The sequence below is a fragment of the Roseburia lenta genome, assembly GCF_014287435.1.
Classification (GTDB): domain Bacteria; phylum Bacillota; class Clostridia; order Lachnospirales; family Lachnospiraceae; genus Pararoseburia; species Pararoseburia lenta.
Genome location: NZ_JACOPG010000001.1, coordinates 329,544 through 354,305, shown reverse-complemented (window position 1 = coordinate 354,305; position 24,762 = coordinate 329,544). Strand labels below are relative to the sequence as shown.

Annotated in this window: 27 protein-coding genes; 26 read left to right on the top strand and 1 reads right to left on the bottom strand. The window is 40.3% G+C overall.

Features of this window, described 5'->3' with window-relative positions; all coding sequences use genetic code 11:
• The first annotated feature begins 29 nt into the window (after positions 1-29).
• From H8R94_RS01795 to H8R94_RS01705, 20 genes are all read left to right on the top strand, one after another.
• A complete protein-coding gene (locus H8R94_RS01795) occupies positions 30-227 on the top strand; it encodes a hypothetical protein (RefSeq protein WP_186853704.1) in 198 nt (65 codons plus the stop codon).
• Positions 228-333: 106 nt separating this feature from the next.
• Complete coding sequence (locus H8R94_RS01790; protein ID WP_186853703.1) at positions 334-624, top strand: nucleotidyltransferase family protein; 291 nt, start codon at positions 334-336, stop codon at positions 622-624.
• A complete protein-coding gene (locus H8R94_RS01785; protein WP_186853702.1) occupies positions 614-1,009 on the top strand; it encodes a HepT-like ribonuclease domain-containing protein in 396 nt (131 codons plus the stop codon). Before H8R94_RS01790 ends, H8R94_RS01785 begins: the two co-directional genes overlap by 11 nt.
• 155 nt (positions 1,010-1,164) lie before the next feature.
• Positions 1,165-2,244 carry a DUF5688 family protein gene (locus H8R94_RS01780; RefSeq protein ID WP_186853701.1) on the top strand — a complete coding sequence of 360 codons (1,080 nt, stop codon included), beginning with the start codon at positions 1,165-1,167 and terminating at the stop codon, positions 2,242-2,244.
• 47 nt (positions 2,245-2,291) lie between these two features.
• The gene (locus H8R94_RS01775) at positions 2,292-3,206 is read left to right on the top strand and encodes a MuF-C-terminal domain-containing protein (protein WP_186853700.1); all 915 of its coding nucleotides are present in this window, start codon (positions 2,292-2,294) and stop codon (positions 3,204-3,206) included.
• Positions 3,207-3,254: 48 nt separating this feature from the next.
• Positions 3,255-3,983 carry an antirestriction protein ArdA gene (locus tag H8R94_RS01770; protein WP_186853699.1) on the top strand — a complete coding sequence of 243 codons (729 nt, stop codon included), beginning with the start codon at positions 3,255-3,257 and terminating at the stop codon, positions 3,981-3,983.
• A gap of 47 nt (positions 3,984-4,030) precedes the next feature.
• The gene (locus H8R94_RS01765; RefSeq protein ID WP_186853698.1) at positions 4,031-5,356 is read left to right on the top strand and encodes a hypothetical protein; all 1,326 of its coding nucleotides are present in this window, start codon (positions 4,031-4,033) and stop codon (positions 5,354-5,356) included.
• 56 nt (positions 5,357-5,412) lie between these two features.
• The gene (locus tag H8R94_RS01760; protein ID WP_186853697.1) at positions 5,413-7,581 is read left to right on the top strand and encodes a VirD4-like conjugal transfer protein, CD1115 family; all 2,169 of its coding nucleotides are present in this window, start codon (positions 5,413-5,415) and stop codon (positions 7,579-7,581) included.
• Positions 7,582-7,767: 186 nt separating this feature from the next.
• On the top strand, positions 7,768-8,076 hold the full coding sequence (locus H8R94_RS01755; protein WP_186853696.1) for a hypothetical protein: 309 nt from the start codon (positions 7,768-7,770) through the stop codon (positions 8,074-8,076).
• Positions 8,073-8,276, top strand: a complete 204-nt coding sequence (locus tag H8R94_RS01750) for a hypothetical protein (RefSeq protein WP_186853695.1) — start codon at positions 8,073-8,075, stop codon at positions 8,274-8,276. The genes H8R94_RS01755 and H8R94_RS01750 overlap by 4 nt, the downstream gene beginning before the upstream one ends.
• The gene (locus H8R94_RS01745; protein WP_186853694.1) at positions 8,264-8,986 is read left to right on the top strand and encodes a GGDEF domain-containing protein; all 723 of its coding nucleotides are present in this window, start codon (positions 8,264-8,266) and stop codon (positions 8,984-8,986) included. Before H8R94_RS01750 ends, H8R94_RS01745 begins: the two co-directional genes overlap by 13 nt.
• A gap of 50 nt (positions 8,987-9,036) precedes the next feature.
• On the top strand, positions 9,037-9,576 hold the full coding sequence (locus H8R94_RS01740; protein WP_186853693.1) for an HD-GYP domain-containing protein: 540 nt from the start codon (positions 9,037-9,039) through the stop codon (positions 9,574-9,576).
• Positions 9,577-9,695: 119 nt separating this feature from the next.
• The gene (locus tag H8R94_RS12240; protein ID WP_279286804.1) at positions 9,696-9,821 is read left to right on the top strand and encodes a hypothetical protein; all 126 of its coding nucleotides are present in this window, start codon (positions 9,696-9,698) and stop codon (positions 9,819-9,821) included.
• Between the two features lie 91 nt (positions 9,822-9,912).
• A complete protein-coding gene (locus H8R94_RS01735) occupies positions 9,913-11,115 on the top strand; it encodes an ATPase, T2SS/T4P/T4SS family (RefSeq protein WP_186853692.1) in 1,203 nt (400 codons plus the stop codon).
• Entirely contained in the window at positions 11,112-12,599 is a 1,488-nt protein-coding gene (locus H8R94_RS01730; protein WP_186853691.1) for a hypothetical protein, read from the top strand. The genes H8R94_RS01735 and H8R94_RS01730 overlap by 4 nt, the downstream gene beginning before the upstream one ends.
• A gap of 48 nt (positions 12,600-12,647) precedes the next feature.
• Complete coding sequence (locus tag H8R94_RS01725) at positions 12,648-12,983, top strand: hypothetical protein (RefSeq protein WP_186853690.1); 336 nt, start codon at positions 12,648-12,650, stop codon at positions 12,981-12,983.
• 152 nt (positions 12,984-13,135) lie between these two features.
• A complete protein-coding gene (locus H8R94_RS01720) occupies positions 13,136-13,273 on the top strand; it encodes a hypothetical protein (RefSeq protein WP_186853689.1) in 138 nt (45 codons plus the stop codon).
• A gap of 11 nt (positions 13,274-13,284) precedes the next feature.
• Positions 13,285-13,755 (top strand): hypothetical protein, encoded by a 471-nt coding sequence (locus H8R94_RS01715; RefSeq protein WP_186853688.1) that lies wholly within the window; start codon positions 13,285-13,287, stop codon positions 13,753-13,755.
• Between the two features lie 44 nt (positions 13,756-13,799).
• The gene (locus H8R94_RS01710) at positions 13,800-14,411 is read left to right on the top strand and encodes an InlB B-repeat-containing protein (protein ID WP_186853687.1); all 612 of its coding nucleotides are present in this window, start codon (positions 13,800-13,802) and stop codon (positions 14,409-14,411) included.
• A 59-nt stretch (positions 14,412-14,470) separates the two neighbouring features.
• A complete protein-coding gene (locus H8R94_RS01705) occupies positions 14,471-19,213 on the top strand; it encodes a S8 family serine peptidase (RefSeq protein ID WP_186853686.1) in 4,743 nt (1,580 codons plus the stop codon).
• Positions 19,214-19,297: 84 nt separating this feature from the next.
• Here H8R94_RS01705 and H8R94_RS01700 read toward each other — a convergent pair whose 3' ends face one another.
• Positions 19,298-20,437, bottom strand: a complete 1,140-nt coding sequence (locus H8R94_RS01700) for a hypothetical protein (protein WP_186853685.1) — start codon at positions 20,435-20,437, stop codon at positions 19,298-19,300.
• A gap of 210 nt (positions 20,438-20,647) precedes the next feature.
• On the opposite strand from H8R94_RS01700, the gene H8R94_RS01695 reads away from it, so the two are divergent.
• From H8R94_RS01695 to H8R94_RS01670, 6 genes are all read left to right on the top strand, one after another.
• Positions 20,648-20,806, top strand: coding sequence for a hypothetical protein (locus tag H8R94_RS01695; RefSeq protein ID WP_186853684.1), 159 nt, complete (start codon positions 20,648-20,650; stop codon positions 20,804-20,806).
• A 1,562-nt stretch (positions 20,807-22,368) separates the two neighbouring features.
• A complete protein-coding gene (locus H8R94_RS01690; protein ID WP_186853683.1) occupies positions 22,369-22,605 on the top strand; it encodes a helix-turn-helix domain-containing protein in 237 nt (78 codons plus the stop codon).
• A 280-nt stretch (positions 22,606-22,885) separates the two neighbouring features.
• Positions 22,886-23,344, top strand: a complete 459-nt coding sequence (locus tag H8R94_RS01685) for a hypothetical protein (RefSeq protein ID WP_186853682.1) — start codon at positions 22,886-22,888, stop codon at positions 23,342-23,344.
• Positions 23,341-23,556: a hypothetical protein gene (locus H8R94_RS01680; RefSeq protein WP_186853681.1), complete on the top strand. Its 216-nt coding sequence runs from the start codon at positions 23,341-23,343 to the stop codon at positions 23,554-23,556. Before H8R94_RS01685 ends, H8R94_RS01680 begins: the two co-directional genes overlap by 4 nt.
• Position 23,557: 1 nt before the next feature.
• The gene (locus H8R94_RS01675; protein WP_186853680.1) at positions 23,558-23,887 is read left to right on the top strand and encodes a hypothetical protein; all 330 of its coding nucleotides are present in this window, start codon (positions 23,558-23,560) and stop codon (positions 23,885-23,887) included.
• Positions 23,888-23,904: 17 nt separating this feature from the next.
• The gene (locus tag H8R94_RS01670) at positions 23,905-24,729 is read left to right on the top strand and encodes a hypothetical protein (RefSeq protein ID WP_186853679.1); all 825 of its coding nucleotides are present in this window, start codon (positions 23,905-23,907) and stop codon (positions 24,727-24,729) included.
• The last annotated feature ends 33 nt before the right edge of the window (positions 24,730-24,762 follow it).

Sequence of the window (24,762 nt, the reverse complement as noted above, 5' to 3'; positions counted from 1 at the left end):
GCCGATAGTCGGCACGGATTGGAGAACATATGGGAAATACAGAAAAATATAGCCGATGCTTAAAACATATCGTGCCGGCAGAAATGGACAGGTTGACCGGTGAGGCTATTAGGGCAAGAGAGCTGGGACTTACATATGGACAACTGAAAGTTAAGGAAATGGTAGAGGGAAGGAATAAAGTACATATAATTCCGAAAGGATATAGTAAGGCAGGACGCGAGCAATGACATGATTCATTGTGTCAACGAATAAGGTTTTGTTGAAGAAATCAGATGAATTTTGTATAATATAATCAAAGTATAGTTGATTGTACAAGAACAGAGGTGTTGATTTATGTATAATATCAATGAAATAAAAAAAATTACGGAACCTATAGCGAAAACATATGATATAGATAAAGTATGGCTGTTTGGATCCTATGCAAGAGGAGAGCAAACAGAGGAAAGTGATATTGATTTCCGGATTGATCGCGGAAATGTGTGCTCTGGCATACGATTGGGTGCATTTTACGCAGATTTAGAAGATGCATTGAATGCAGAGATTGATGTAGTTACCACGCAAAGTTTATCAGATGAATTTTTGGGGAAAATAGGAAGGGATGAGGTATTGATTTATGCTAAATAGCGAAGTTAGAGATTTGGGGTTGATAAATCACATTAATGATTATTGCGAAGATATTAGTCATACACACGCTAAGTTTGAAGGTTCATACGATACTTTTGTAACAGAATCTACCTACGAAAGAACGATTGCATTTGATGTAATGCAGATTTGCGAGTTGACTAAGAAATTGTCAGATGAATTTAAAAGTCAGTATGACCTGCCATGGCGCGCGATCAGTGGCATGAGAAATATGATAGTTCACGATTATGGTCATATTGATGCGGAAGTATTATGGGAGACATCACACGATGATATAAAGCAAATTGAAAGAGTATGTAATATAGTTCTTGCACCATATACTGAGGATTTAGAACCAGAAATTGATGAGAGAGCACCAAGAATGTAGTGCGCCGACTGTCGGCACAAAGTGATACTAAATACTACTAGATATCAATTATAAGAGATGCTATGCTAAGTGTGACAAAATAAAATAACAAGTAAAACCGTATGTGATTTTTTCACATGCGGTTTTTTTGTTGCCAAAATCAAGGAGGAAACAAGATGACAAAAGGAGAATTTTATCAAACAATCGAACAGTTTATTACTGGTATGCTGCCAGAACAATTTGCCAACTATACACCAGAGTTAGTGTCTGGAATTAACCAGACAGGTGAGTATACCGGCTTGGTACTTCGAACAGAAGAAGAGAATATTGCACCAGTCATTAACCTGGATGAGATGTATGAAAAATACGGTTTGTATGAGGAACTGGAAATGCTGATGGCAGTTGCAAATGATGTGACGGAAATTTATGAAAGTGAGGATAAAATTCGGGTCGAAAATATGAGACAAGATGCTATTCGAGTGAGAGATGATTACGAGTATGCAAAAGGGAAATTGTTTCTTTCCATGGCCTCTATGCCACGAAAAGAGAGTAATCTTTCAGATCTTCATAAACAGGTAGGAGATTTGCAGGTACAGGTACGTATTATGATCGGGCAGATGTGGACGCAAAACGAAGCTGTAAACGCATCTATTGTTGTCAATGAGGAACTTCTGAAGAATTGGGAAAAAGGTTTTGATGAGGTTTATGAAGAAGCGACCAAGAATATGTCAAAAATTTTACCAACTGTTATTGAGCCAATGGATCAGCTGTTAAAAGAAATGTCGCCAGCTGTAAATATGGATTTTGAGAATGATATACCACTGTTAGTTGTAAGGAATCAATCCCAGAATCATGGTGCAGCAAACCTATTTTTGCCAGGGATTATGGATGAATTGGCAGATCGGGTAGGCGGTTCTTATCTAATTATTCCGAGTAGTGTGCATGAGGTATTAATCCTGCCACCGTCAATGATGGAGGATGGACTAAACAAAGACATGGTTACAGATGTAGAAAAAATGATACAAGAAATCAATGAAACATTTGTATCTCCAGAAGACAGATTGTCTGACCATGCCTATTATTACGATGCAGAAAGAAAGGAAATATCCATCGCCTCAGAGGCACTGTTGCATATAGATCATGCTCTTTCTACTACGCAGAAAAAAATGGATGTAGAAAATCAGACACCACAGGTGATGGTGGATGAAGTCGCAAAAAATATTATTGAAGATGTGATACATCCTAACTTTTCATAAAAGAAAATGTGCCGACAGTCGGCACAAAAGGAAGGAGAAATACATTTATGCAGAAATATGGAGGAATCATCTGGCAGGAGAGACTAAAAAATAATATGCAAGCAAATGTCCTGGCAAATATTCTACTTCTGTCAGAGAAAGAACTGGATGAGGTTGAGACAGGAAAAACAGAATTAAGCGATGTGCGTCTTAACATCTGCGCTAATATTTTTCGTATATCCAAAGAGGCAATGATCCAGGGAGTGCGTAAGGATGCACTAAGTGATGATGAAATCCGGGAGCGGTTGCAGGATATCAATAGGCAAATATCAGGTCTGAAGCCAGAGAAGACCTTTGCGGAGCAGATTGATGAAGTAATTGAGGGTAAATATCCGCGTTATGATGCTCTTAAGGTAGGTGATACACCAAAGATATTGCTTGATATAGGGTGTGAGCAACTGCCAATTCTGTATACACAGGGGCATCTAAAGAAAGCATTGGAGGTAAAAGATGAGAAAAAACATGGGTATGGCTTGTCAGTGGATCAAGTGAAAAATATTTATAGCAAAATTGAAAAGCCGGTCATGTTATATGACTCTTTGACGCGAGACGATAGCATTATGATTTTAACAGATGAAATTGATGCTAGTAATAGTCCTGTAATGATTTCAATATGTGCAAATGGAACCGGATCTTATCAGGCTCAGATTGTTTCATCAAATATTGCCACCAGTATTTATGAAAAAAATAATATAGAAAATCTTTTAAAATTAGTGTTGGAACAACAAAAGGTATTGTTTTATGACAAAAATAAGAGCCAAGAATTATTTAGTTTGCTCGGGCTTCAATTCCCTGAAGGCTTTAATAATCTTGACTACGATATTGTTATACGCACTAGTGATCATGTCGTTAAAAATGATATATCTGATGAATATGATATAGCACCTGTAGAAGAAACAGAAAAACAACCAAAAATGCAATAAAAAGTAAAAATGGATGTGCCGACGGTCGGCACAGAAAGGATGAACAATATGTATGAAAATGATAGTAGATATCCATTTGAAGCATTTATAACCAATCTTGGAGAATATGTAGAAGGAAAGTTTAATGGGAAATGGGTAGGATTTCCACTTACCGCAGAGGAAATGCAGCACGTATTAGAGTCGATTGATATTGGAAAAGAAAGAGATGGAGTTGTGTATGAAGAATACTTCATTACGGATTTTGAAGATCATGTCGGAGCTCAGAACATTGGTTATATTGCCGGGGAGTATCCGTCTTTGAATGAGTTGAATTATCTCGCAAAGCAGATTGATGAATTGGATGAAGGGGAACTAAGTGTCTTTATGGCAGTGATGGAAGCAGATGGTTTTTCCAGCATCAAGGATTTAATTAATCTGACCAATAATCTGGATAATTATATCTTACTGTCGGATATAGAGGATGAATATGATTTAGGAAAGGCAGTTGCTGAAAATTATGAGATTCCTGATGGACTGGAAGATTACATTGACTATGAGGGATTGGGGAGAGATGCAAGTTTAAATGACACAGGCTCATTTACAGCCTACGGCTATTTGACCTGTGGCAGTAGTGAAATGACATTGATTTATGATGGTACGTCTGAAAATATTCCGGAGGAGTATAGGGTGGTAGGAAACCGTAAGGAGATTTCAAAAGAGATTCAGACAGAAAACGAAAATGTAATGTCAGAAGATATCATGCTGGACAATCCGGAAGAACATGCGCCGAGAATGTAGCAGAAAAAGTGTGCCGACTGTCGGCACAAGATGTGGAGGAAACGAATATGAGTTTAAATGAAGAAAAAGATCTCTTGAATTCCATAGAAAGAGGTCGTCAACTGGCGCAGCGTATGATTATGGCACCGGCGCTGTATGCAACGATTCTGATTGTACAATTTGTTGCCAGAATGCATAAAGCTAATCTTTTGAAAAAGACGGATTGGGAGAACTTTGATAAGTTTATGAAATTTTGCGACTATAACGTGGAAGTGGCAAACATACCTCTGTCAGAACAGGACATGGCAGAAGTTCGTGAGCGTGTAGATAAAGAATTGGAACGATTTATGAATCAAGGTTCTATTACAGAGGAACATAGGCAACTGAAAGCAAAAGAACTAGTCAAAGAAGGAATCCGAGAGAAACTGGATGATATGGGAATCCATTATTGTATGCTAGAAAATGATTTTGATGTAGACCATATGAAAATTTATTACAAGAAGTCTGATAAGGCACGTATGGAAGATTTTCTTGGAAATTATATTAAGGAACACCTGGTTTCCGGCGAGATGGAAAAGGATGAACTAAAGAGAATGATGGGAGAAAAGACTTCTATCATTTCTGTTCCTGATGCATTGGAAGAAAAACTGCAGGATGCTATGGAGGCAGTGGATGTGTCTTTCGCAAAAATCAAGGATCTTAATCTTGCGGATGGAAAAAAGCAGATGTATATACCTAATCACCAGTTACAGATTGTCAAGCAACTCTATCAGGAAATCAGGGATGGTTTGATTGCAGATGGTATGGATGATCCGGGAGATATGGAAGAAATGACTCAGGAAGAACTGAATGCAACGGCAATTTGTAAGGATGATCAAGATTTTGTAGAACGATGCGACGAGACACATAGGGAAGTCAGTGATTCTTTTATCAATGAAGATAGTAAGACATGGGAAGAAGTGACAGACCGCTATGAACCTTTAGGATCAAGATCATCTGTGGACTATATGAATAACGATGCTTATGAACAGATATCCATTGATGAACAAACGCTAGTAGCACAAAGCGGTGCTACACAGTTCGTGAAAAGCAATGGTGAAGATTCTGTGGCATCTATGATGTTTGCATGCAAGGTTCCAGGAACCGGATATAAAAATTCCCCGACGCAGTTCCTAGTTATTCCAAAGGATCAGGTATTTAAAGACACACATGCTAATAGAACAAGGTATGTTGCGTTTTTGGAGAAAGATAAGAAACAGATGGTGCTAGACGCTGCAGGAAAGCCTATAAAGGGAGATTTGACAAGTGTGGAAAACTTGATGGATAAATTTGATTATCAAAGAAATGCACCTGATCTTGCACCATCAATCGCAACACCAACCATGAAAATATAAATGGATGGAAGCGTGCCGACGGTCGGCACGCTTCCTGATTTCATACAGGAGGAAATATGTTACAGAAAAGAAAAACGCCGGTGGGGCTTTATGTGACCCTTGGAGTTATCCTTATGATTCTGTCATATTACGTCAGTGGGCTGTTTACTTTCGATGATCTTTCCATGAATAACATGCAGGATTATCTTGTTTATATTGCTCTGCATTTCTGGCAGGTGACACGCTGGTATAATGATAAGACGATACCCATTATGGGGCTTGGATTTCTAGGTTGGGTTTTTATTATTTACTATTTTATGCTCTATTACAGAAATTATCAGGAAGGCAGCCACGGAACAGAAGAATGGGCAGATATCAAGGATGTGAACCGTAGACGACGGAGTAAGGTGGAAGACGATAATATGATATTGTCAAAGAATATTGCCGTTGATACTTGTGGAGAAAAGAGTATGTCAAATAATAACACGTTGATTATTGCATCTTCTGGAAAGGGTAAGACAACTGGTTATATGGTGCCAAACATCTTGCGAGCACACGATCATTTCATACCGTTGGATGTCAAACTTGATCTGCAATTTAAGTATGGATTGTATCTGCAGAAAAAAGGCTATACGATAAGAAGTCTGAATATGAAGGAGCCAGATAAGAGTGATCGGTTTAACCCGTTTGTTTATATTTATCGTGATCAGGATCTGATCAGATTAGTCGAAAATATCTACGATTCACTTGATCCGCCGGATGCTATAAAAAATGATCCTTTCTGGGAAGATGGACCTAAACTATATATACAGGCAATATTTTATTATGAATGGTTCTGCGCAAAGGAGGAGGGGAGATATGGCAATATCAATAACATTACGGCACTCTGTAATGAGCAGGTGCAGTTATCGGATCAGCCGCCAAAGAAAAAAGGCGCGCCACCACCTTCCATTTTGGAAGTGAAGATGATGAAAATGCGAGAAAAGTACGGACCAAACCACCCGGCTGTACGAGACTACTTTAAGTTTATAGGTGGTGCTGCAGACACGGTAAAGAGTATCGTTATTATAGTAAACGCAAAATTTAAGTTGTTGGAGTTGCCAGAGTTGAAACGTATTTTTGAAGACGATGATATGCACCTGCAGGATCTGGCATATGGTGTTGGAGGAACGAAGGACCACCCAACCGACAAAAAGGTTGCAATTTTCTTAGGGGCAGATGATACAGACTCTTCCTTAAATTTCGTATTCTCTATTTTCTATACATTGGCTGTCAATACGCTATGTAATATTGCAGATCGTGATTTTAAGAGAAATGGTGGAGCACTCCCAATACCGGTTGGATTTTTGATGGATGAGTTTTATGCCGGTGCCCGACCAGCAGATGCGGAGGTATTGCTTGGAACAATACGAAGCAGAAATATTTACATGGTTCCGGTATTGCAGTCCAAAGCACAATTAATGGTACTTTATCCGAATGATAAATGGAAAATTTTTTTAGATAACTGTGCAGTGATGGCATTTTATGGGGCGGCTCCGGCAGCGGATGAAACGCATGAGTGGATTTCCAAGCTGACAGGCGATATGACCTTTGATACAGCAGTCATGCAAAAGGATCGGACGGATTTTGGAGAAGCCGGTGGCAATCTGATCTCTCCTGCGGCAGTGAAACGTATGCCAAATTCAGATTGTATTATTTTTATGGAAGGAGAGTTCCCAATCTATGATGAAAAAGAAAGACCATGGGAAAATCCGGATTCTCCATATCATCGTGCGATGGAACTGAATAAGGCAAGCGAAGACGGAGGGTATATTCATCCGGTAGAAGTTGTGTGGAACGAAAAGGAATATCGCTATATCACAGTTTTGCCGGATAGTGAGCCAAAAGAATTTGCAGACATTGATAATCCGGAGTTTTTGCATGCGGATCTTAGAGATAAGAATAAGAACACCTTGCAAAAGGCATTAAAACAGCTGGCAGAAAATGATGCGATGGATGATGAAAATGTGCCGACCGTCGGCACAAGAAAGAAACGAGATGTCACAGGTGACTTTATTGATGTCTGGTTGCGCTATTCTAAGGAACTCTCTGATCGGGAAAAACAGATCATATTGAGAGCGTCTGAAAATGGAGTGACAGAGGATAATTTGAAGAGAATGTTTTTGATGGAAGAAAAAGAAATGGAGGAATATGCCACAATCTGTGCCGATGGTCGGCACACAGCAGATATGCAGGAAGGAAGCTAAACTATTGGCCGCTATCAGATGCTACTAAACGCTACCAAATGCTACTAAATGCTACTAGATAATACAAAAATATACTGTTATGCTAAAAGAGACAAAATAGTAACTAAGGAAGTAACCTGTGTAAAGCGCCAGGGTACTTCCTTTTTTTGTGCCGACAGACGGCACAAAAGAAAGTGAGGAGAGGTTATGTCATCAAATGCAAAACAAATATTATCGAGCGTGCTGGGTGCGGTATGTCTGGCTTTTGCGATAGGTCTGACTACAAAACTGTTTCCGGTATATGCAATCGGGAATGCCGACAAGTTGGATTTTGTGATTGCAACGAGATGTTGGAGAAATCTGCAAGCAGGAGACCTTGTCGTAAATGAAAAAGGACAGATGGTTGGCATTACAGAGGACGAGAGTTTGGATGGAAAAGAAATCATCCATAACATCATCAGTACAAGTCCTACAACGGAGCGAGTGCTATTCACAACAGCGGAGGGAGTTTTATGAGAATTTTGCGAAAGGGTATAAAAGTCGTTGCCAAAGTCTGGTGCGTGTGGCTTGTTTGCCTGCTTGTTATCAGCCTTGCTTACCAGATCAAGCACTACGATCATACATCAGATGAAATAGAAAACCCGGTGCAGGTAACAGATGAAAATGTGCCGACAGTCGGTACAGAGACAAAGGAGGTGGATGTATGGATGAAGTAATGCAGTTTTATGTGCAGGGATTGCTAAAATTGCGTGAAAAAGAGCAGGTAATACGAAGGACAAAGGAAGAACAACTTGCCAGAGAAAAGGAGCAGGATAAGACCCTCTGGCTGGCATACCATGATGGGCTTACCGGTCTTTATAACCGTATGGGATTTTCTAAAAGGTGTGAGGAGGAAGGCTTTGAAAAGCCGGATTTTGATATTTCTCATGTATTCTTGCTGGCATTGGATGTTAATGATCTCAAGATTGCAAATGACCATTATGGACATGATGTTGGGGATGAACTCATTCGCCATGTAGCAAAGACCCTGGTAAGTTGTATGGAAACAAAAGACGTTTTTCGGATGGGAGGCGATGAATTCCTGGTCTATTTGCGTGATGTTACGGATGAGGAGGTGGAACGTCGATTGGAAGTATTTCAGAAAACAGTAAGAGACAGTAACGCATCCATCCCTTTTCCCGTTGTTGTCTCCTGCGGTGTTGCCAGAGGACAGCCAACGCAGTCGATGGGCGACCTGCAGCATACGGCAGATCTGTGCATGTATACAGAAAAGCGAAGGATTAAGGAACAGGCATATGTCGTGCAGACTAAAAAGTCAGAAAAGGCATATAGGGCAAAGTCCTATGTCAAACCGGATGGACTTTGGGAGACAGTTGGCAGCGTTTATCTGTTTCTCTTTGTGATCATCCTGGTGCTGATACTGTGACTTTTAAAATAACGTGCCGACTGTCGGCACGATACGGAAAGGGGAAAGTAATGTCTATCGATGGACTTAGGGAATTGGTGCAGACACTTGATAAGGAAACCATGTTGAATTGTCAATGTGTCCGGCTATTGACAGAAGAATACTTAGCGTATGCGGGGCGTGACTCGCCGGAACTGGTGCAGGCGGCATCTATCTGTGATGTAGGAAAGATGTATGTATCGTCCAGGATCCTGCAAAAGGAAAGCGGTCTTAGCCTGGCAGAAATGCAGATCGTAAGACTGCATCCATACATGGGATGGCTTACGGCGAAGGAATATGGTGTGCCTGATGAGGTGGCACAGATCGTTCTTTTCCATCATGGAAGATCGCCTTTGCACTTGCAAGATATTCCTATGGGAAGCGACGAGGTCTTAACGAAGGCAAGAATGATCTATACCTTTGATGCATTTCATGCCATGACATCGGAACGATGTTATAGAAATGCGATGGAACCACGTCTGGCAATGGAGATCATGACAGAAGAATGTCATAGAGAAATGACATTTGATGGCAGTGTCCTGGATTTCTTGAAAAGGCGCTATTGCCTTTAAAGGAGATATGACCGGAGAAATCCGTTCATTTTATAGAAAATGTGCCGACAGTCGGCACAAAAGGAAAGGAGGAGAAATAACAGATGAAGAAAATCTTTGAAAAACTAGGAGATAGCGGAATGATCATTCTTATCATTATTGCATTGGGTGCATTAGCATTGTTTATGATCGGAACCGATAATACCAGCATTGTCGGACAGGCATTTACGCAGTTAATCCAAAAGTTAGTAAATTGGGCTGCGTAGCAACAAGAAGAATAATCCCGGACAGACAAGTTGAATCTGTCCGGGAAATAACAAAAGCGTGCCGACAGTCGGCACAAAGTAGGAGAAAAATATGGAACAAGAAAGTATTATTGCAATCGAAGAATCAGAAGATCTGTATGGTGTGCTATATCCGTATGTCAAGGATGAAAAGATCACGGACATTGATTACAACGGAAAAGATGTGTGGGTGCGTGATTGTAATAACTATAAAAGAAAAATAGATGTAGAGATCACAGATGCATGGGTGGCGCAGTTTACCCAGCGCATTTCCAATTATGTATCAAAGGAACTGAATGTGCAGAACCCGAAACTTGAAGCAGAAACACCAAAATTAAGGCTGTCCATTATCCATGAATCAGCCGCAGTGACCGGCAGATCCATTTGCATTCGTAAGACACCGCCATATGTGCGTATTTCTGTGGGGGATGCCTTAAAAAGTGGTTATGCCGATGCCAAGTGCTTATCACTTTTGTATCACTGCATCAAGGCACATCAGGTCATTATGATCGGTGGAGAACCGGGCGCAGGAAAGACGGAACTTGCAAAGTTCTTATCCCAGTTTATCCCGGCGGAGGAAAGAGTTATTACGATCGAGGACTCATTGGAATGGCACTATCAGGATATCCGTCCGGATGCTGATTGTGTATCTTTGCAGACCGGAAAGTATTTTACGATCGATGATGCCATCACGGCATGCCTCAGGCAGAATCCAAAATGGCTGAATGTGTCAGAATTGCGTGGCGCAGAGGTGCAGCCTTATATGAAAAATATCTCCGGGGGCATGAAAGGAATCACGACCATCCATGTGGATGATGTCAGAAATATACCGGATCGCATGTGCAATATGTGCGATTCTCCGGCAGCCAGAGACCGTATGGAAACAGATGTGTATTCTTATCTGAATGTAGGTGTGTTGGTGTCTCAGAAGCAGGATCCGGATAATCCGGAGAGGAAGGTCAGGTTTATCGATCAGGTAGCCTTTTTCTATCGCATGGGTGACCGGAAATATGTGCATGTGGTATATGAAAATGGCATGCTTGTCACAGAGCAGTTACCGGAAAAGGTGCTTTACCATATGAAAAGAGAAAATATAGGCGATGTCTGGAACACGGATGAGATCCAGAAAAGATCTCAAATGCCGGCAGGGGAATTTTACCAATATGTGCCGACAGTCGGCACGGAAACATCATTCTTTGAAAAACAGCAGCATGTATCGATCGATCCTGTTGTTGCAGATATCATGCATACAAGTTGGAAGGAGGAAACAGAGTGAAGAAAAAAGGATCCTTATATTATCTGCATCCCAGACATATATGCTCGGAAATCGAGGGATATGGATATGAGTACAGTATAGGAAAGGCATTGCGTAATTATGGCATCTATCTGGGATGTGGAGCATTGGCTGGCTGTGCCTTTCGCTTGCAGCCGGTTTATATCATCATCATGTTGCTGCTGGGGATTGTATTTGTCCCTGGCATGGTCTTGAGTACTTATAGAAATAAATCGAACCAGTCGAAGTTCTGGGACGCTGTTTCCTACATGGATCAGATACTGACAGTCTTCCGGGATAAGAAAAGGTATCAGCCATCCTTAGCAGAGATCAAGAGTTCCTTTGCAGAGAGTCCTATGTATGACTGTCTGGATAAGGCAGAGAAACATATGCTCACAAGTACGAGTGCAGATGCCCAACAGGAAGCCTATCAGATGATCGAGACAGATTACGGATGTCTGCGTATGAAGAACATACATAGATATATGGCGAATGTGCAGACCCTAGGTGGTGATGTTACGGATGCCATCAAGATACTGCAGGATGATCTGCGCAACTGGGAACTGCGTCAGCAGGAAGCACAGATGCAGCGTGTTTCTGCGAGAAATGTCGTATATGGCATCCTGGGAGGCTGCGTTTTCTTGGAACTTGTCATCCTATGGGCGTTTTACTTTTATGGCATGGATCTGATGCATGAACCATTGGTGCAGATCTGTGGTGTCATTGAGTGGGTGGCAAGTCTGTTGCTTGTGCGTGCTACGGATCGGAAGGCATCGGTTGATTGGATGGATCGAAAAAACACCCTATCCGATGAGAAGATCTTAGCCAATTATGAACAGGTCGTGCATTTTGATAAGAAAAAAGAAATGGCGACGTCACTTCGTTGGACGGTCATTCCGGCAGTATTTCTAATTATTAGTATTGCAAGACATGCCTCTGTTGCCATCATCGTTATTATGGCAGCACTGACGGTCTTTGTTTTATTTTCATGGAAAGTCGGATATTTGCTGTCTTATCAGGACACCGTCAAGGAAATGCGCAGGGCATTCCCCACGTGGATCTTGGATGTGGCACTCCGGATGCAGACAGACAGTGTGCAGGTTGCCTTGTATGGCTCTTATGAAACAGCACCCACGGTCTTAAAACCGGAACTGGATCTTTTTTATGAAGATTTAAAGAAACACCCAGAGAGTATCGATCCATATCTGAATTTCCTGAAAAACTTTCCAATCCGAGGCGTGGATTCTTTTATGCGAAAAATTTACAGCGTTTATGCTGGAACTAGTGCACAGGAGCAGACAGCAATCATGGATATGGTAGAACGTAATAACTATCTTATGGATGAGGCGGAGAAAGCAAAGAATGAGGAGGCATTACGACCACTAGATGAAATGGGATATCGTGTAATGGGTGTGATTGGAGCCAAGATGATGGTTGAAATGGTGGTTATGTTTATGCAGATGGTGGAAAAAATCACAAACTTTTAGAGATTGCGAAAAGTTGTGCCGACAGTCGGCACGGAAAGGAGTTTTTCAATGGAAACAATTATAAAAGGTTTTTTGGGGTGTTTTCTGTTGTTGCTTTTGACTTTTAGCGGGTATGGACTATTTTCTGCTGCTATTGATGCGCGTAATGCGGACGCTTTCTTGTCAGATTGTGTTACACGTATTGAATCGTCAGATTATGCGCCTAGTGTGATTAATGCTTGTCAGGAGGATGCAAATCAAGCAGGATATGAGCTTAGTGTGACAGGATATAAGGCGCAGGGAAGTAATCGTAATACTTATGGTCAGGCGACACTTTTGTATGAATTTAAAGTACCGCTTTTACAGATTGCAACAGAAAGAACTGTTAAGACGGATCTTAACTAGGAGGTCTTTATGAGGATAATTATTGATCATTTAGGATTTGCTTTTTTTTATGTCCTAACCGGAAGCGCAATCGCAGGACTACTTTGGTGGGTCGTACAGGCAATGTGATAGAAAAATTGTGCCGACAGTCGGCACAGAATGGAGGATGAAAAATGGAAGAGACAACAGAACATGTGGGTCATCTAGCAACAGGAATAGTTGTTGCACTTGCTTTAATGCCTCTGGTAGTGTATTTATTTCAAAATCCTTTGAGTGAAGGCATCGTTAAATTGATGGAATGGGTTATGTAAAGGAGGCTGAAATGGAGAAATTATCTCAAAATTTAGGCAATGCTTTTCTTTATACAATCATAGGTATAGCTTTGTTAACATTGATTTTTGGTGGCATTGTTTTTGGTGGAAAGACAGGGATTCTTCCTATCATGGGACAAACGGTTGCAGAACAAACAAGTAGACAAGAAGTGTCTGATACAAGTCTTACAGAGGTTAAAAGACTGCAGGAAAGAAAACGTCCTGAGGTGGTGGCGCAGGAAACTTTTGCAGGTAATTCTTACAGTGCGGAAGAGTTGTTTAGTGCGACAGATGCAGATGGGCAACGCGCAGACGTGGCGGTTTTAAATGCATTTTATGAAGGTGAAAATGTTACTGCAAGTGTTTTTGATGGTACGAGACTGACATTTGAGCAAAGTGGAACATATCGTTTGAAAGTTCGGGTTACGGATCAGATGGGGGTATCGAATATATGCCAAGTCTATATAACTTGTAATGAATGAAAATAATGTGCCGACAATCGGCACGAAGAAAGGAGAAAAAGCGTGTGAAACAGATTGCATTTGTTTTGTCTGGAGTTGCCATTATTGTCGTGATTATCTTAGGAATACTTACTATGTCGCATCGAACACTAAGAGAAAGCGAGATGGAGAACTCTTTGGCAGATGTTGTGAAAAGTGCTTTGGATGAAGTGGTACAGACGCAGGATTTGGATATTACCAACGAAGATGCATTGATGGCATCTTTTTATGAATCTTTACTGCAAAGGATCAATGCTGGGAAAGAAGGAAACGAGGATCCCAACTTTGATCTGCAGGTTGATATTGCAGGCATTGATACGGAAAAAGGTATCCTGGCAATTCATGTGGAAGAAAAGTATACAAAGCCAAATGGAAAAATTGGAGAGGTAAAATGTGATGCAACGGCAACATTTGATGAAAAGAAAACATCCAAGAGGCATGATGTGACCTTTTATGTAGATGATGCTTTGTGGCTGACTTATGAGATTACAGAGAAAGAGACATTTGTAGAGCCGGAGGCACCATTCAAGGAAGGACAGATATTTGTTGGATGGACGAAAGACCCTGCATCACAGGAGCCAGTAAACTTTCCGGCACATGTGACAGAGGATGAAGTCTACTATGCCATTTTCCGGTAAAGGAAAACGCGTGCCGACGGTCGGCACATTTCTTGATTTTATACAGGAGGAAAAAGAGCATGAAGAAGTTTAATGCAAAAAAAGTAATGGCACAGATGCTTGCGATAGGAGTTGTTTTAACTACCTTGTTTCCGGGAACGGCATATGCTGCCGAAGTCGGAGAACAGGTAAGCGATACAACCGATCAGATTACATCTGTTTTAACTGAAAACAGTGATTTAATCGAACAAGCTGTTATTGAAGCAATACAGGCAAGGGGAGGCGACATTAACGACCAAGCCCTTGTAGATCAAGTTCAAGAAGAGGTAAAAAAGAAAATTGAAAATGGCGAGCTTGAATTAGAAGAGAAGACAGAAGAGGAAACGACTGAAATAACGAAAGACTCTTCCGAGGCTACTACGGAAGACACAAACACCTCATCCGAGAGCGTTAGCGTAACAGACCATACTTCTGCGGATGAAGTCCTTTCGGATGGAGATAACTCTTCTAAGGTAGCTGCTACGAGACTTATCGTTACCTCAGATGTAGAACTTACAGAGTTTTATGGTGCTGTAACGGTAGATCACTATGATAACATCTATGTGCTTGCATATAAGAGTGTAGAAGAAACAGACAGTGCTTATAACTCTTTTGTGGCAAATGGCATTACCGTAGAAAAAGATGCATCTGTAGATGCTATCAAAGAGGATGAAGTGCCAGAAGATAAGGTGGCAAAAGAAGTAACTGATACGGAAGTGACAGATGTTGTAGAAGATACTTCTGCAGAAGCTCAACCTGTTGCAGAGACGGTAGAAGAACATAAAACAATCGTAGCAGTGATTGATACCGGCATCTCAGATGTAACAAATGATGATACATTTAAAGATCGTATCATCGAAGGAACGTCTACGATTTCTGACACTTATGTAGATGATAACGGACATGGAACTGCTATGGCGAAGATTATTGCCGAAGATACAGCAGATGAAAATGTCATGCTTTTACCAATTAAAGCCTTAGATAAAGATGGTAAGGGAACTGTGTTATCTGTAGCCCTTGCAATCAAGTATGCAAAGGAGCATGGAGCAGATGTTATCAATCTTTCTCTTTCTGGTGTCGGACAGTCCAACATCTTAACAAATGCTATCAATGATTGTTATAACAACGGCATTACTGTGGTGACAGCAGCCGGAAATGATAATGCAGATGCAATGGAATACATTCCAGGCAATGTAGATGCAGCTATTAACATTGCCGCAGCGGAAGAGGATGCAGACGGAAAAATTGTATCAGCATCATATACCAATCATGGAGAAAACATTGATTTTGCTGCACTTGGTACATATAAGTTAGTTGTTATAAAAGAAAAAACAACGCTTGAGACAGAGCTGCGAGGAACATCTATTGCTTCGGCTCACGTAGCTGCGTATGTAGCACTGTTAAAGCAAATCAACTCTACTGTTGATGGTGTGGTAAGTCCTGTATCAGAGTCTGATGTCATGGAGTCTTTGATTGCTTCTGCGGATGATTTTGACGGAACCGTTAATCACACATATTTTGGTAACGGATTTCTGGCAAAGGAAAATCTTGTGTTCTTGAAAAGCGATGTAGAAGATCAGGATAAAGAGACGGATGCGGATGAAACCGAAGATGATAGGAACCAGAAAATAGAAGTGGCAACAAAAAAGACAATTTTCATCGACCAAAACCATTGGTGGGGATTTAATGATGATAATAATTGGAGTGCAGGTGGCTTTGATAATGCACATCCGAATGGATCACCGGCTCAAGGACTTAATGTTGCTCTAGCATGGTTTCGTGGAGCAGGATGCGATGAACTAGAAGTTTGTATGATGGGAAATGTTCAGACATACGATAGTGTCTTTGTCCCAATAAATATGAAACTAACGATATATGGGGAAAGTATATTTTCTGCCGGACAAAAAACATGGCAACGTATCGGAAGTGGAGGCGATAGCCCTGTTATTGGTGGTGCAACGAGTGATAATGGTGTTTCGTTCGGATTAGCATATAACGAACATACAAAAATTGAATTGCACACTGTAAATATATGGGATAATACATCAACCGTTGTAAGTTTTGGAGATACTCCGGGTGCTGTATCATCTCCAGATATTTATGCTGAGAGTTGTTCTTTCTTTTCAGAGAATCATTGGTGGAGTGTAGGAACATCTAATGGAACATTTAATAAATGTACCTTTGATAATACATGGGGACACAATCATAATGTTGGTGCTATTGCATCATGGAAATACTTAACTTGTACAAATTGTACATTTAGTGGGAACGGTAGCGTGGCTTTGTCGCGTGCAATTACATACTCCGGATTATTAGGAGGCGGACTGGATTGCCGTGGTTCCATGTATATTGATGGATGTACCATAAATAATTATGGCGGTTGGAATACGGCTATCGGATGCTCTGGTAATGTGACAATTAAAAACACAACGATCAATGTCAATAAGAATACAAGCAGCGAAGATGTTGGTATTATATATGGAGGAGCGCAGTCTGGACAATCCATTACGATTGATAACTGCAATGTCTATAATGCCGGAATGGAAGGCATCAGAATTGATAATAATGATGCCAAGACAAATTTGACTAAAGCATCTATCTCAAATAGTACCATACATGGATGCGACACCGGAATAAAGGTTAATACAGGTACCGCCGCCGTCTCCAACTGCAACATATATTCGAATAAGTATGGCATTTCCAACAATGGCACAGTAACCATGATCTCTGGAGATATCCATAATAACACAAACTATGGAGTGTTTAATTCTAACACCTTTACAATGAATAATGGCTCTATTTATAGCAATAATTACGGTTTTTACAATGAAGGAACAGCATATTTAAGGGGCGGAACAATTTATTCTAATACGCATGATGGTATTAGAAATGCCGGAACCTTTAATATTTCTGGTGGAACGATAAAAAATAATAAATATGGTATTGAAAATGGATTCTATGATGAGGATAGTATACTTAAAAGTGGAACGATGAATATGTCTGGTGGCGTGATTCAATCAAATACACAAGATGGTATTTACAATTATAGTGGAAATGCAACGATCACAGGTGGAACAATTAAGGATAATCAGCGTTACGGTACATATAATAAGGCAACTATGAATTATGCCGGAGGTGCATCCGGAGGAAATGTCGGATATGACGTATATCAGAATGGCAACTATAAGATGTCAGGAAGTGCCAGCACCTATAGTAATGGAGTATATCTGACAAAGGGCAAAATGATAGAGATCACCGGAGCTCTGACCTGCGCGGATGGTGCAATCAAAGTGACAATAGAAAAGCCATATGATGTTGCGGGAAGAATTGTGGCAAGTTGTACCTATGGCATGAATAAAAATAATGCGGATGCTATGTTGAAGAAGTTTACATTAAATACAACAGGTGGCAACAAATATACGCAGGGAAATCGAAAAGCAGTCTTGCGTTCTGCTACAGGAACCAATGGAACTGTAGGAAATATCATACTATCGGAAGAATACTATGTGACCTATGATGGCAACGTGCAAAATGTACATGTGACATTTAAACTTCCGGAACGCCAGACTATTTATTGGAAGGAGGATGTTGATGTGCCGACAGTCGGCACAACGGTCTATTATGATGGCAGAGTATTTCAGACTCTGCGAAATGTTGGTTATAGTAAGACTGCCGATGGCAAAGGTACAAGTTGTAAAATCGGACAGACAATGCATTTTAGTGCCAACGAAGTAACGAAAGACCAGATACTGTATGCTCAATATACAACCGCAGCTGATCTTTCTATCAATGGAAATACCCAGACCGCCGGGGATAATTATGTGATATATGGTTTTGTCAGCAATGAGACCGCCTTGCCAGATAATACATTTGAAAAAATATACAGCGGCATAGAGTACGATGAAAATTTAGAAAAAGATATCCCATACAAGACTATCTATTCTCATCATGGCTGGTCGTATTCTGACCAGGCAATGTATAAAGACAGTGGTGTAGGTAAATGTGGTGAGACTTTTGACTTGACACCGAGAATCCTTGAAATGATCAATAATGGGCAGGAAAGTGTCAGTGAGGAAGGCTATATCAATAACGTTACCCTTTATGCCGTATGGGATGAGCCACCAAAGATTACGGCGAAGAATAAATACTGGAATACAGATGCTATTCGTGCCGGAAAGTTGAATAAGGAAGATTTACTTCGCACTGCATCAGCAAAGGATAAGGAAGATGGAACAGATGTGACACTGGAAGTGGAAGATTTTGACATTGAAAAGTTTCTGCATCTGGGAGAGTACGGCTGGATGTCGGTTCGTTATAAGGCAACGGATGGTGCTGGCAATGTATCATATAAACTGATTAAGGTTGTTGTAGTGCAGTCTGGTATTGTGCAGGGCGAGTTCTACGATCCAAATCCAGCTTATGTACGTATGATTGACCGGGAGAACTATAATAAGAAAAGCCACGAAGAAGGTGGATTGATGGAAGATTCGGTATGGTACACAATTCCAACCTATAAGAAGACAATCTTAGATGCATTTGATCGGTTAGACAACGGAGAAGCTATTGTACGCTATCATTTCTCCTGTAAAGATATCCGAGAAGCCCAGGCATTTGAGACAGAGGCAATGGAAAACGGAACTTATCCGACTGCAGCCCACTGGGAGGCGTGGTTGAAGAAGTTTGAGCATTGCAAGGTGTTTGATACCGGCTATCGAAGCAGCAAAGAGTTGAATAACTCAATTGATCCGGAAGACTATGAGGATTATGAAGAACCAGAAGAATAATACAAAGATAGATTTATAAGAACAGAGAAAGAGCCTATGGCAGAGGGTAAAACCAATGCCATAGGCTTTTTAATATCAAGGAGATTAGAGAGTTCCCCAACCGTATTTAATTGCATCTGCATTCATGCGATCAACATCCCAGCCGTTTGCTAGACACCAGTCATGCATGTTGGTATTCCAAGGTTGCCCTGCATCTAATGCATCGGCTTGCGCCTGCCCATATGCTGCCTGGGCTTGACTGCGATATAACTGTGCATTTGCCTCTTCGTCGGTATGCATGTGAGCATGTTCATTGACGTTGTCATCTTCGCCTTTATAGCCAGTGATGACTGCACCGCATTCCGGACAAGTCCAAGAATAAGGGATACGTGTAGGTGCAGGAGTAGAGGTATTACTATTATGGTTACTGTTGTTAATATTGCCAGAAGAATTGCTGCTACCAGTGTTGCTAGAAGGAGTGTTGTTTTTGTTGTTAGTAGATGCAGTATTAGCATTAGAAGTAGTATTAGTGTTGGCGATTGTGCCATTACTACTAGCGTTGTTATTACTGGTAGACGCATTATTTGTATTCCCATTATTGCCGGCATTTGCAACAGGATTTTCAGTATAAGTAGAACCAGATGTACCTTTATTAGCACTGTCCTTAGTCGAATTTTTATTTGATGCAATGACAACCTTGATAGAAGCTGTTTTGTTAGCATCTACTGTTACATCAGCTGACACGGTAGTGCCTTTACTTTCTACGTAGGATGTATAAGATGATGTGATTTCATTTAACTTATCTGCAGCTTTTTTGTAGTGGCCGGCTTCAAATAAGGTGTTAAACTCCTGAAAGAGAGCAGTTGTGGTTGACTTGAAATTATCATCATAGAATCCTTCATCCGTTGGATAGACTTGGCCAATCTGTGCCAAGGTATTCTGAATGGTTTCGGCGCTGGCTTCGTAGTATTCCTCAATATCTTTTATCGTAGATTTAAGTGCTTTAGCATCCTTTTTGGATAGCTTCTTTAAATTCTTATCTTCGTAGGTAGAAAGATCCTTTTTTAAAGAAACATATGTATCATCATCAAGGATGCAATCCTCGAAATGATTTGCTGCTGTCTGGTATTCTTTATTGTAATTATATGTTTTTTCGCTTTTGGTCGCGTTCTTTGTTGTTCCACATCCAGAAAAAAGCATAATGCCTATCATTGTAAATGTAATAAGTTTAAGTTTGTTTTTCATGTTAGATAACTCCCTTCGTATTGTACCGACGTTAGGTACATATCATGTACCTTTTGATGTGTTTAATATACATCCTAATAGGTGCTTTGTCAACCGGAAGAACAGATGAGACATGCTTTGCACAGGCTATACCCATATTTAACTATGAGAGCAATGTTTTTTTGCAGATTTCATCATATTAGCAATAAAAGGAAAGGATGGGTATGGTCAATGAGAAAAATAAAAGTCAAGATTGGAAAAAGAAAAACCAGGGTAGTAGTGAAAAAGAAGAAGCTAGAAATTAAAATATCATTTGGAGTCGGTAGTGTGATTATATTGTCGCTAATTTATAAGGCGATTAATATTATATTGTTTGCTATAGGTGGATAAAAATTCACTTTTTGTGTTGTATCTTCCGTTATGTGTTATAATCCTTTAGGTGCTACCAAGCGGTAGGCGGTATGCTTTTGTTAAGGAGTTTTAGCCTTTTTCGAATAGAAATCCATAAGTGGAAATCTGACGAATAGGAGAGACGTACATATGTTGACAATCGAAACACTAATGACTGTTATAGGGCTTTGTGCTACATTTTTGGGTCTTGGTTATGCGATTGGTTGCAACACCAAGACAAAAAGATAACCGCCCATGAACCTGCATAGTTTTGGACGGTTATCATAACCAAATAAATTATCAGGCATACCGTCTATCGGTAGCACCTTTTTGTACTTTTATTATACATTGAAAATGGAGATTGTCAAATATTCAATTGTCAAACTCCTAGGAATAGAAAACCCCACGATGGTTCAGAACGTGGGGTTCGTATGTAACTTTGAACTACATAATATTTTCTTTGCCTAATAGTATTATATATCGTATGAATCCAAAAGTCGAATATTCTTAAAAATATAGGAATGGATAAAAACCTACTTTTTGTGTTGTATATTGAGTTATATGCTATAATATTATAGGTGCTACCAAGCGGTAGGCGGTTATGCCCTCATTCAGAGGGACTGTGACCCTCTGTTTACATAATCTGTGTTAGAGCAGAAATAATTGTATCGGAGGATAAACGTAATGACAGTATTTGAAATCATGACACTCATCACATTTATGGGTGGGATTTTTTCTGCTGGCTTTACGGTCGGCAGAATTTTTGAGAAATTCAAAAGTGACCGCCATTAGTCCTGCCAGACTGGCGATCACTCGTCACAATTAATTTAGGGCAACCGTCTATCGGTAGCACCCTTTTGTATCTTTATTATACATCGAAAATGGAGATTGTCAAATATTCAATATTCAATTGTTAAACTCCCGGGAATAGAAAACCCCACGATGGTTCAGATCGTGGGGTTCGTATGTAACGTTGAACTACATAATATTTTCTTTGCCTAATGGAATCATATATTGTATGCATCCAAAAGTCAAATATACGTAAAAATTTAGGGATAGATAAAAACTCACTTTTGGGTGTTGAATGTTCCGTTATGTGTTATAATTCTTTAGGTGCTACCAAGCAAGCGGTAGGCGGTTATGCCCTCTTCATAACTATATAAGAGGGGAAACCCTCTGAATGCAACCTCTCTAATGAGAGAATACATACAAAGGAGGGTGATGCTTATGTCAGTAATTGATTTTATGTCCGTTGTGACATTTGGAATTACTTGTTTTGAGTTAGGCGTTGCCTACGGAAAAACACATAAGAAAAAGAAGTAATCGCCCGTCCAAAGGAATTACTTCTTTTTTTAAACATTCCTAAGGGCATACCGTCTATCGGTAGCACCTTTTTGTATCTTTATTATACATCGAAAATGGAATTTGTCAAACATCCAACGACACCCGGTAGTGTAAATTAACCTAATTGACAAGTTAACCTGTTCGTGCTATTTTTAAAACACAAAAGGTACATGATATGTACCAAAAACATATGGAGAATGATTCATTAGGAGGCGCATATGGAAAGTATATATCAATGTTTAGATCAGGATATAGAATTGACGAAAGAGGATATCTGTAAGACTGTGAAACAGATGCGTAAGGAGATGGGGATGACACAGGCAGAGTTTGGGGCATATTATGGTGTACCAGTACGAACAGTCAAAGCTTGGGAAAAGGGAGAATGTCATATGCCAGCATATACCTTACGACTAATGTTATATCGGGCACGAATGGAGCAGAAGTTTCAGAGGTAGTATAAGCAAAGTGATGGTAATGCTACCAGATGCTACCAAATGCTACTAAATGCTACTAGATATCAGTTATAAGAGATGCTATGTTAAAAGAGACAAAATAGTAATAGGGAAGCACCCTACGTGTAAAAGCGTGGGGCGCTTCCTTTTTTTATGCGCGAAAGGAGGAAGACGTATGGAAGATAAGCGTAACGTCCTGGTCGGCTATGAGATCAAGGATAAGGGAGAAACAATCGTTGTAGAGAATCTCTATCCAAAGAAGAAAAAGAAGGAGAAGTAAAATATGGCAGACAATCAGGAAGAATTAGATGGTCTTGGTAAGGAACTTTTGGATGTAATGGAGCGCTTACAGTCCGCATGGTCTGCACGATCAACGGCATTAGCAGAAAAGGAAATGCAGTTGCAAACGGTACAGAATGAATTAGCCGAACGTGCGCAGAATGTCGTGCGCATGGAAAAATCCATCCGGGAACATATGAAACAAAAGACGGATCTGGAAGAACGGTTATCCAGCGCATCGAGTAAGCAGAATACGGCATTTCTGAAAATGCAGATCATGGAGGGAGAAAAAGCCAATGCAGAAAAGACATTGGCAGATACGGAGCAGCGCTTGCAGGAGGCTCTTTCCAAGATAACCGAACTGGAAGCACAGAACGCAGAGTTGCAGTTGACCAATCAGAAACTGACTGCAGAAAAGATGAAACTATTAAAACTACAGATAAACGGAGGAAATGAAATATGAGAAAGAAAGAAGTAAACCCGGTAGCAGTTGTTGTGCTCGTACTGGTAGGTATTGGAGCACTTATCATATCATTTTTGATCAATAACTTTGTTATCCCAGATACAAAATGGTCGTCACTGTTTTTCTGGATGATTTTTTTGGCAATTGCTGTTCCAGGGGCATTTCTGACTGGAAAATTATTAGGTAACAAAAAAAGAGGAGGCAGAAGATAGGATGAAAAGATTGATAGAAAAAATCAAGAAGCGTGCAGTGACTACAGTGTATATGATTACAGGAGTTTTTTTTCAGACAGCACCGCTTATTTCCAAAGCTGCAGAAAATGCAGGTGCCCAGGCGGTCAATCAGACAATGGGTAATTTTCAATCGATGATTGTCGCCTTGATTTCATCATTTGGCTCTATCATCCTTTTGTGGGGCGTGTTTGAATTTGGTACAGCAATTCAATCTCCAAATGGAACGGAGCAGACCCAGGGATTTAAGAGGATTGTCGGAGGGCTTGTTATGACCATCGCTCCATCCATTGTTGCCGGATTGACAGCATAGCAGAGGGGAGTGGTGGTATGGATCAAATTTTAGGAAATTCTATTGATATTGCCTGGAGCGGAGGCAGTGCCACATGGAATATCCTTATGACAGTGATACAGTCGATTATAACCATGACGCCGCAAGAAATTTTTCCGGATGCATGGCAGGTGACAACAGAAATAATTCTGCCCTGGTTCATAGGAGCCGGGGCAGCCTGCATTAACATGATTTTTATGATCGGCTTTATGAAACAGACGACCAATTTTAGAGAAAATCTGACGTTGGAAGTATTTGTAGAGGGTGGTATACGAATTATTATCGCAAATACACTTTTGATATATAGTCAGACAATCATGGAAGATTTTATAAACCTTGCAACGATGGCAACGAAATTTGTCATGGGTACAGAGCCATTAAAAATCGTCAATCCGACATTAGATGTAGGGACAGTGTTATTTTATTTTGTTCTTGGTATCATTTATTTTATTGCAAGCGCAGTATGTGCTGGAAATAACCTGCTAACAGTGTTAAAGCGTGTGGCATATATTCTGTTTTGCATTATCGCTGTACCGGTGGCTGCAGTTACCTTTGTAGGAGACAGAGAGATGGCAAATACTGGGCGTGCAGCAATAAAAACATTCTTTACGTATTGTTTTCAGATTGTTGTAATAGCCTTTTGGTTGCGTATAGGAACACTTATGGCATCTGGTATTTCTGGTCTCATCATTTCACAAACCAATGATAGCGGTCTGTTTGATGGATTTTATCAGGCTCTTAATAACATGATTTGCATGATTTTTATGACATCACTCATAAAAAATTCAGATGAACTTTTGAGAAAGGCATTTGATCTTAGATAAACTATGTGCCGACCGTCGGCACGGAAAGGAGAA

What these genes read in the sequence shown, in the direction of transcription:
- H8R94_RS01760 (WP_186853697.1), top strand. Translation starts at nt 5,413, where the DNA reads ATGTTACAGAAAAGAAAAACGCCGGTGGGGCTTTATGTGACCCTTGGA.
- H8R94_RS01720 (WP_186853689.1), top strand. Translation starts at nt 13,136, where the DNA reads ATGGAAGAGACAACAGAACATGTGGGTCATCTAGCAACAGGAATAGTT.
- H8R94_RS01670 (WP_186853679.1), top strand. Translation starts at nt 23,905, where the DNA reads ATGGATCAAATTTTAGGAAATTCTATTGATATTGCCTGGAGCGGAGGC.
- H8R94_RS01680 (WP_186853681.1), top strand. Translation starts at nt 23,341, where the DNA reads ATGAGAAAGAAAGAAGTAAACCCGGTAGCAGTTGTTGTGCTCGTACTG.
- H8R94_RS01750 (WP_186853695.1), top strand. Translation starts at nt 8,073, where the DNA reads ATGAGAATTTTGCGAAAGGGTATAAAAGTCGTTGCCAAAGTCTGGTGC.
- H8R94_RS01715 (WP_186853688.1), top strand. Translation starts at nt 13,285, where the DNA reads ATGGAGAAATTATCTCAAAATTTAGGCAATGCTTTTCTTTATACAATC.
- H8R94_RS01765 (WP_186853698.1), top strand. Translation starts at nt 4,031, where the DNA reads ATGAGTTTAAATGAAGAAAAAGATCTCTTGAATTCCATAGAAAGAGGT.
- H8R94_RS01745 (WP_186853694.1), top strand. Translation starts at nt 8,264, where the DNA reads ATGGATGAAGTAATGCAGTTTTATGTGCAGGGATTGCTAAAATTGCGT.
- H8R94_RS01775 (WP_186853700.1), top strand. Translation starts at nt 2,292, where the DNA reads ATGCAGAAATATGGAGGAATCATCTGGCAGGAGAGACTAAAAAATAAT.
- H8R94_RS01725 (WP_186853690.1), top strand. Translation starts at nt 12,648, where the DNA reads ATGGAAACAATTATAAAAGGTTTTTTGGGGTGTTTTCTGTTGTTGCTT.
- H8R94_RS01740 (WP_186853693.1), top strand. Translation starts at nt 9,037, where the DNA reads ATGTCTATCGATGGACTTAGGGAATTGGTGCAGACACTTGATAAGGAA.
- H8R94_RS01770 (WP_186853699.1), top strand. Translation starts at nt 3,255, where the DNA reads ATGTATGAAAATGATAGTAGATATCCATTTGAAGCATTTATAACCAAT.
- H8R94_RS01685 (WP_186853682.1), top strand. Translation starts at nt 22,886, where the DNA reads ATGGCAGACAATCAGGAAGAATTAGATGGTCTTGGTAAGGAACTTTTG.
- H8R94_RS01755 (WP_186853696.1), top strand. Translation starts at nt 7,768, where the DNA reads ATGTCATCAAATGCAAAACAAATATTATCGAGCGTGCTGGGTGCGGTA.
- H8R94_RS01790 (WP_186853703.1), top strand. Translation starts at nt 334, where the DNA reads ATGTATAATATCAATGAAATAAAAAAAATTACGGAACCTATAGCGAAA.
- H8R94_RS01795 (WP_186853704.1), top strand. Translation starts at nt 30, where the DNA reads ATGGGAAATACAGAAAAATATAGCCGATGCTTAAAACATATCGTGCCG.
- H8R94_RS01700 (WP_186853685.1), bottom strand. Translation starts at nt 20,437, where the DNA reads ATGAAAAACAAACTTAAACTTATTACATTTACAATGATAGGCATTATG.
- H8R94_RS12240 (WP_279286804.1), top strand. Translation starts at nt 9,696, where the DNA reads ATGATCATTCTTATCATTATTGCATTGGGTGCATTAGCATTGTTTATG.
- H8R94_RS01705 (WP_186853686.1), top strand. Translation starts at nt 14,471, where the DNA reads ATGAAGAAGTTTAATGCAAAAAAAGTAATGGCACAGATGCTTGCGATA.
- H8R94_RS01785 (WP_186853702.1), top strand. Translation starts at nt 614, where the DNA reads ATGCTAAATAGCGAAGTTAGAGATTTGGGGTTGATAAATCACATTAAT.
- H8R94_RS01780 (WP_186853701.1), top strand. Translation starts at nt 1,165, where the DNA reads ATGACAAAAGGAGAATTTTATCAAACAATCGAACAGTTTATTACTGGT.
- H8R94_RS01675 (WP_186853680.1), top strand. Translation starts at nt 23,558, where the DNA reads ATGAAAAGATTGATAGAAAAAATCAAGAAGCGTGCAGTGACTACAGTG.
- H8R94_RS01735 (WP_186853692.1), top strand. Translation starts at nt 9,913, where the DNA reads ATGGAACAAGAAAGTATTATTGCAATCGAAGAATCAGAAGATCTGTAT.
- H8R94_RS01695 (WP_186853684.1), top strand. Translation starts at nt 20,648, where the DNA reads ATGAGAAAAATAAAAGTCAAGATTGGAAAAAGAAAAACCAGGGTAGTA.
- H8R94_RS01690 (WP_186853683.1), top strand. Translation starts at nt 22,369, where the DNA reads ATGGAAAGTATATATCAATGTTTAGATCAGGATATAGAATTGACGAAA.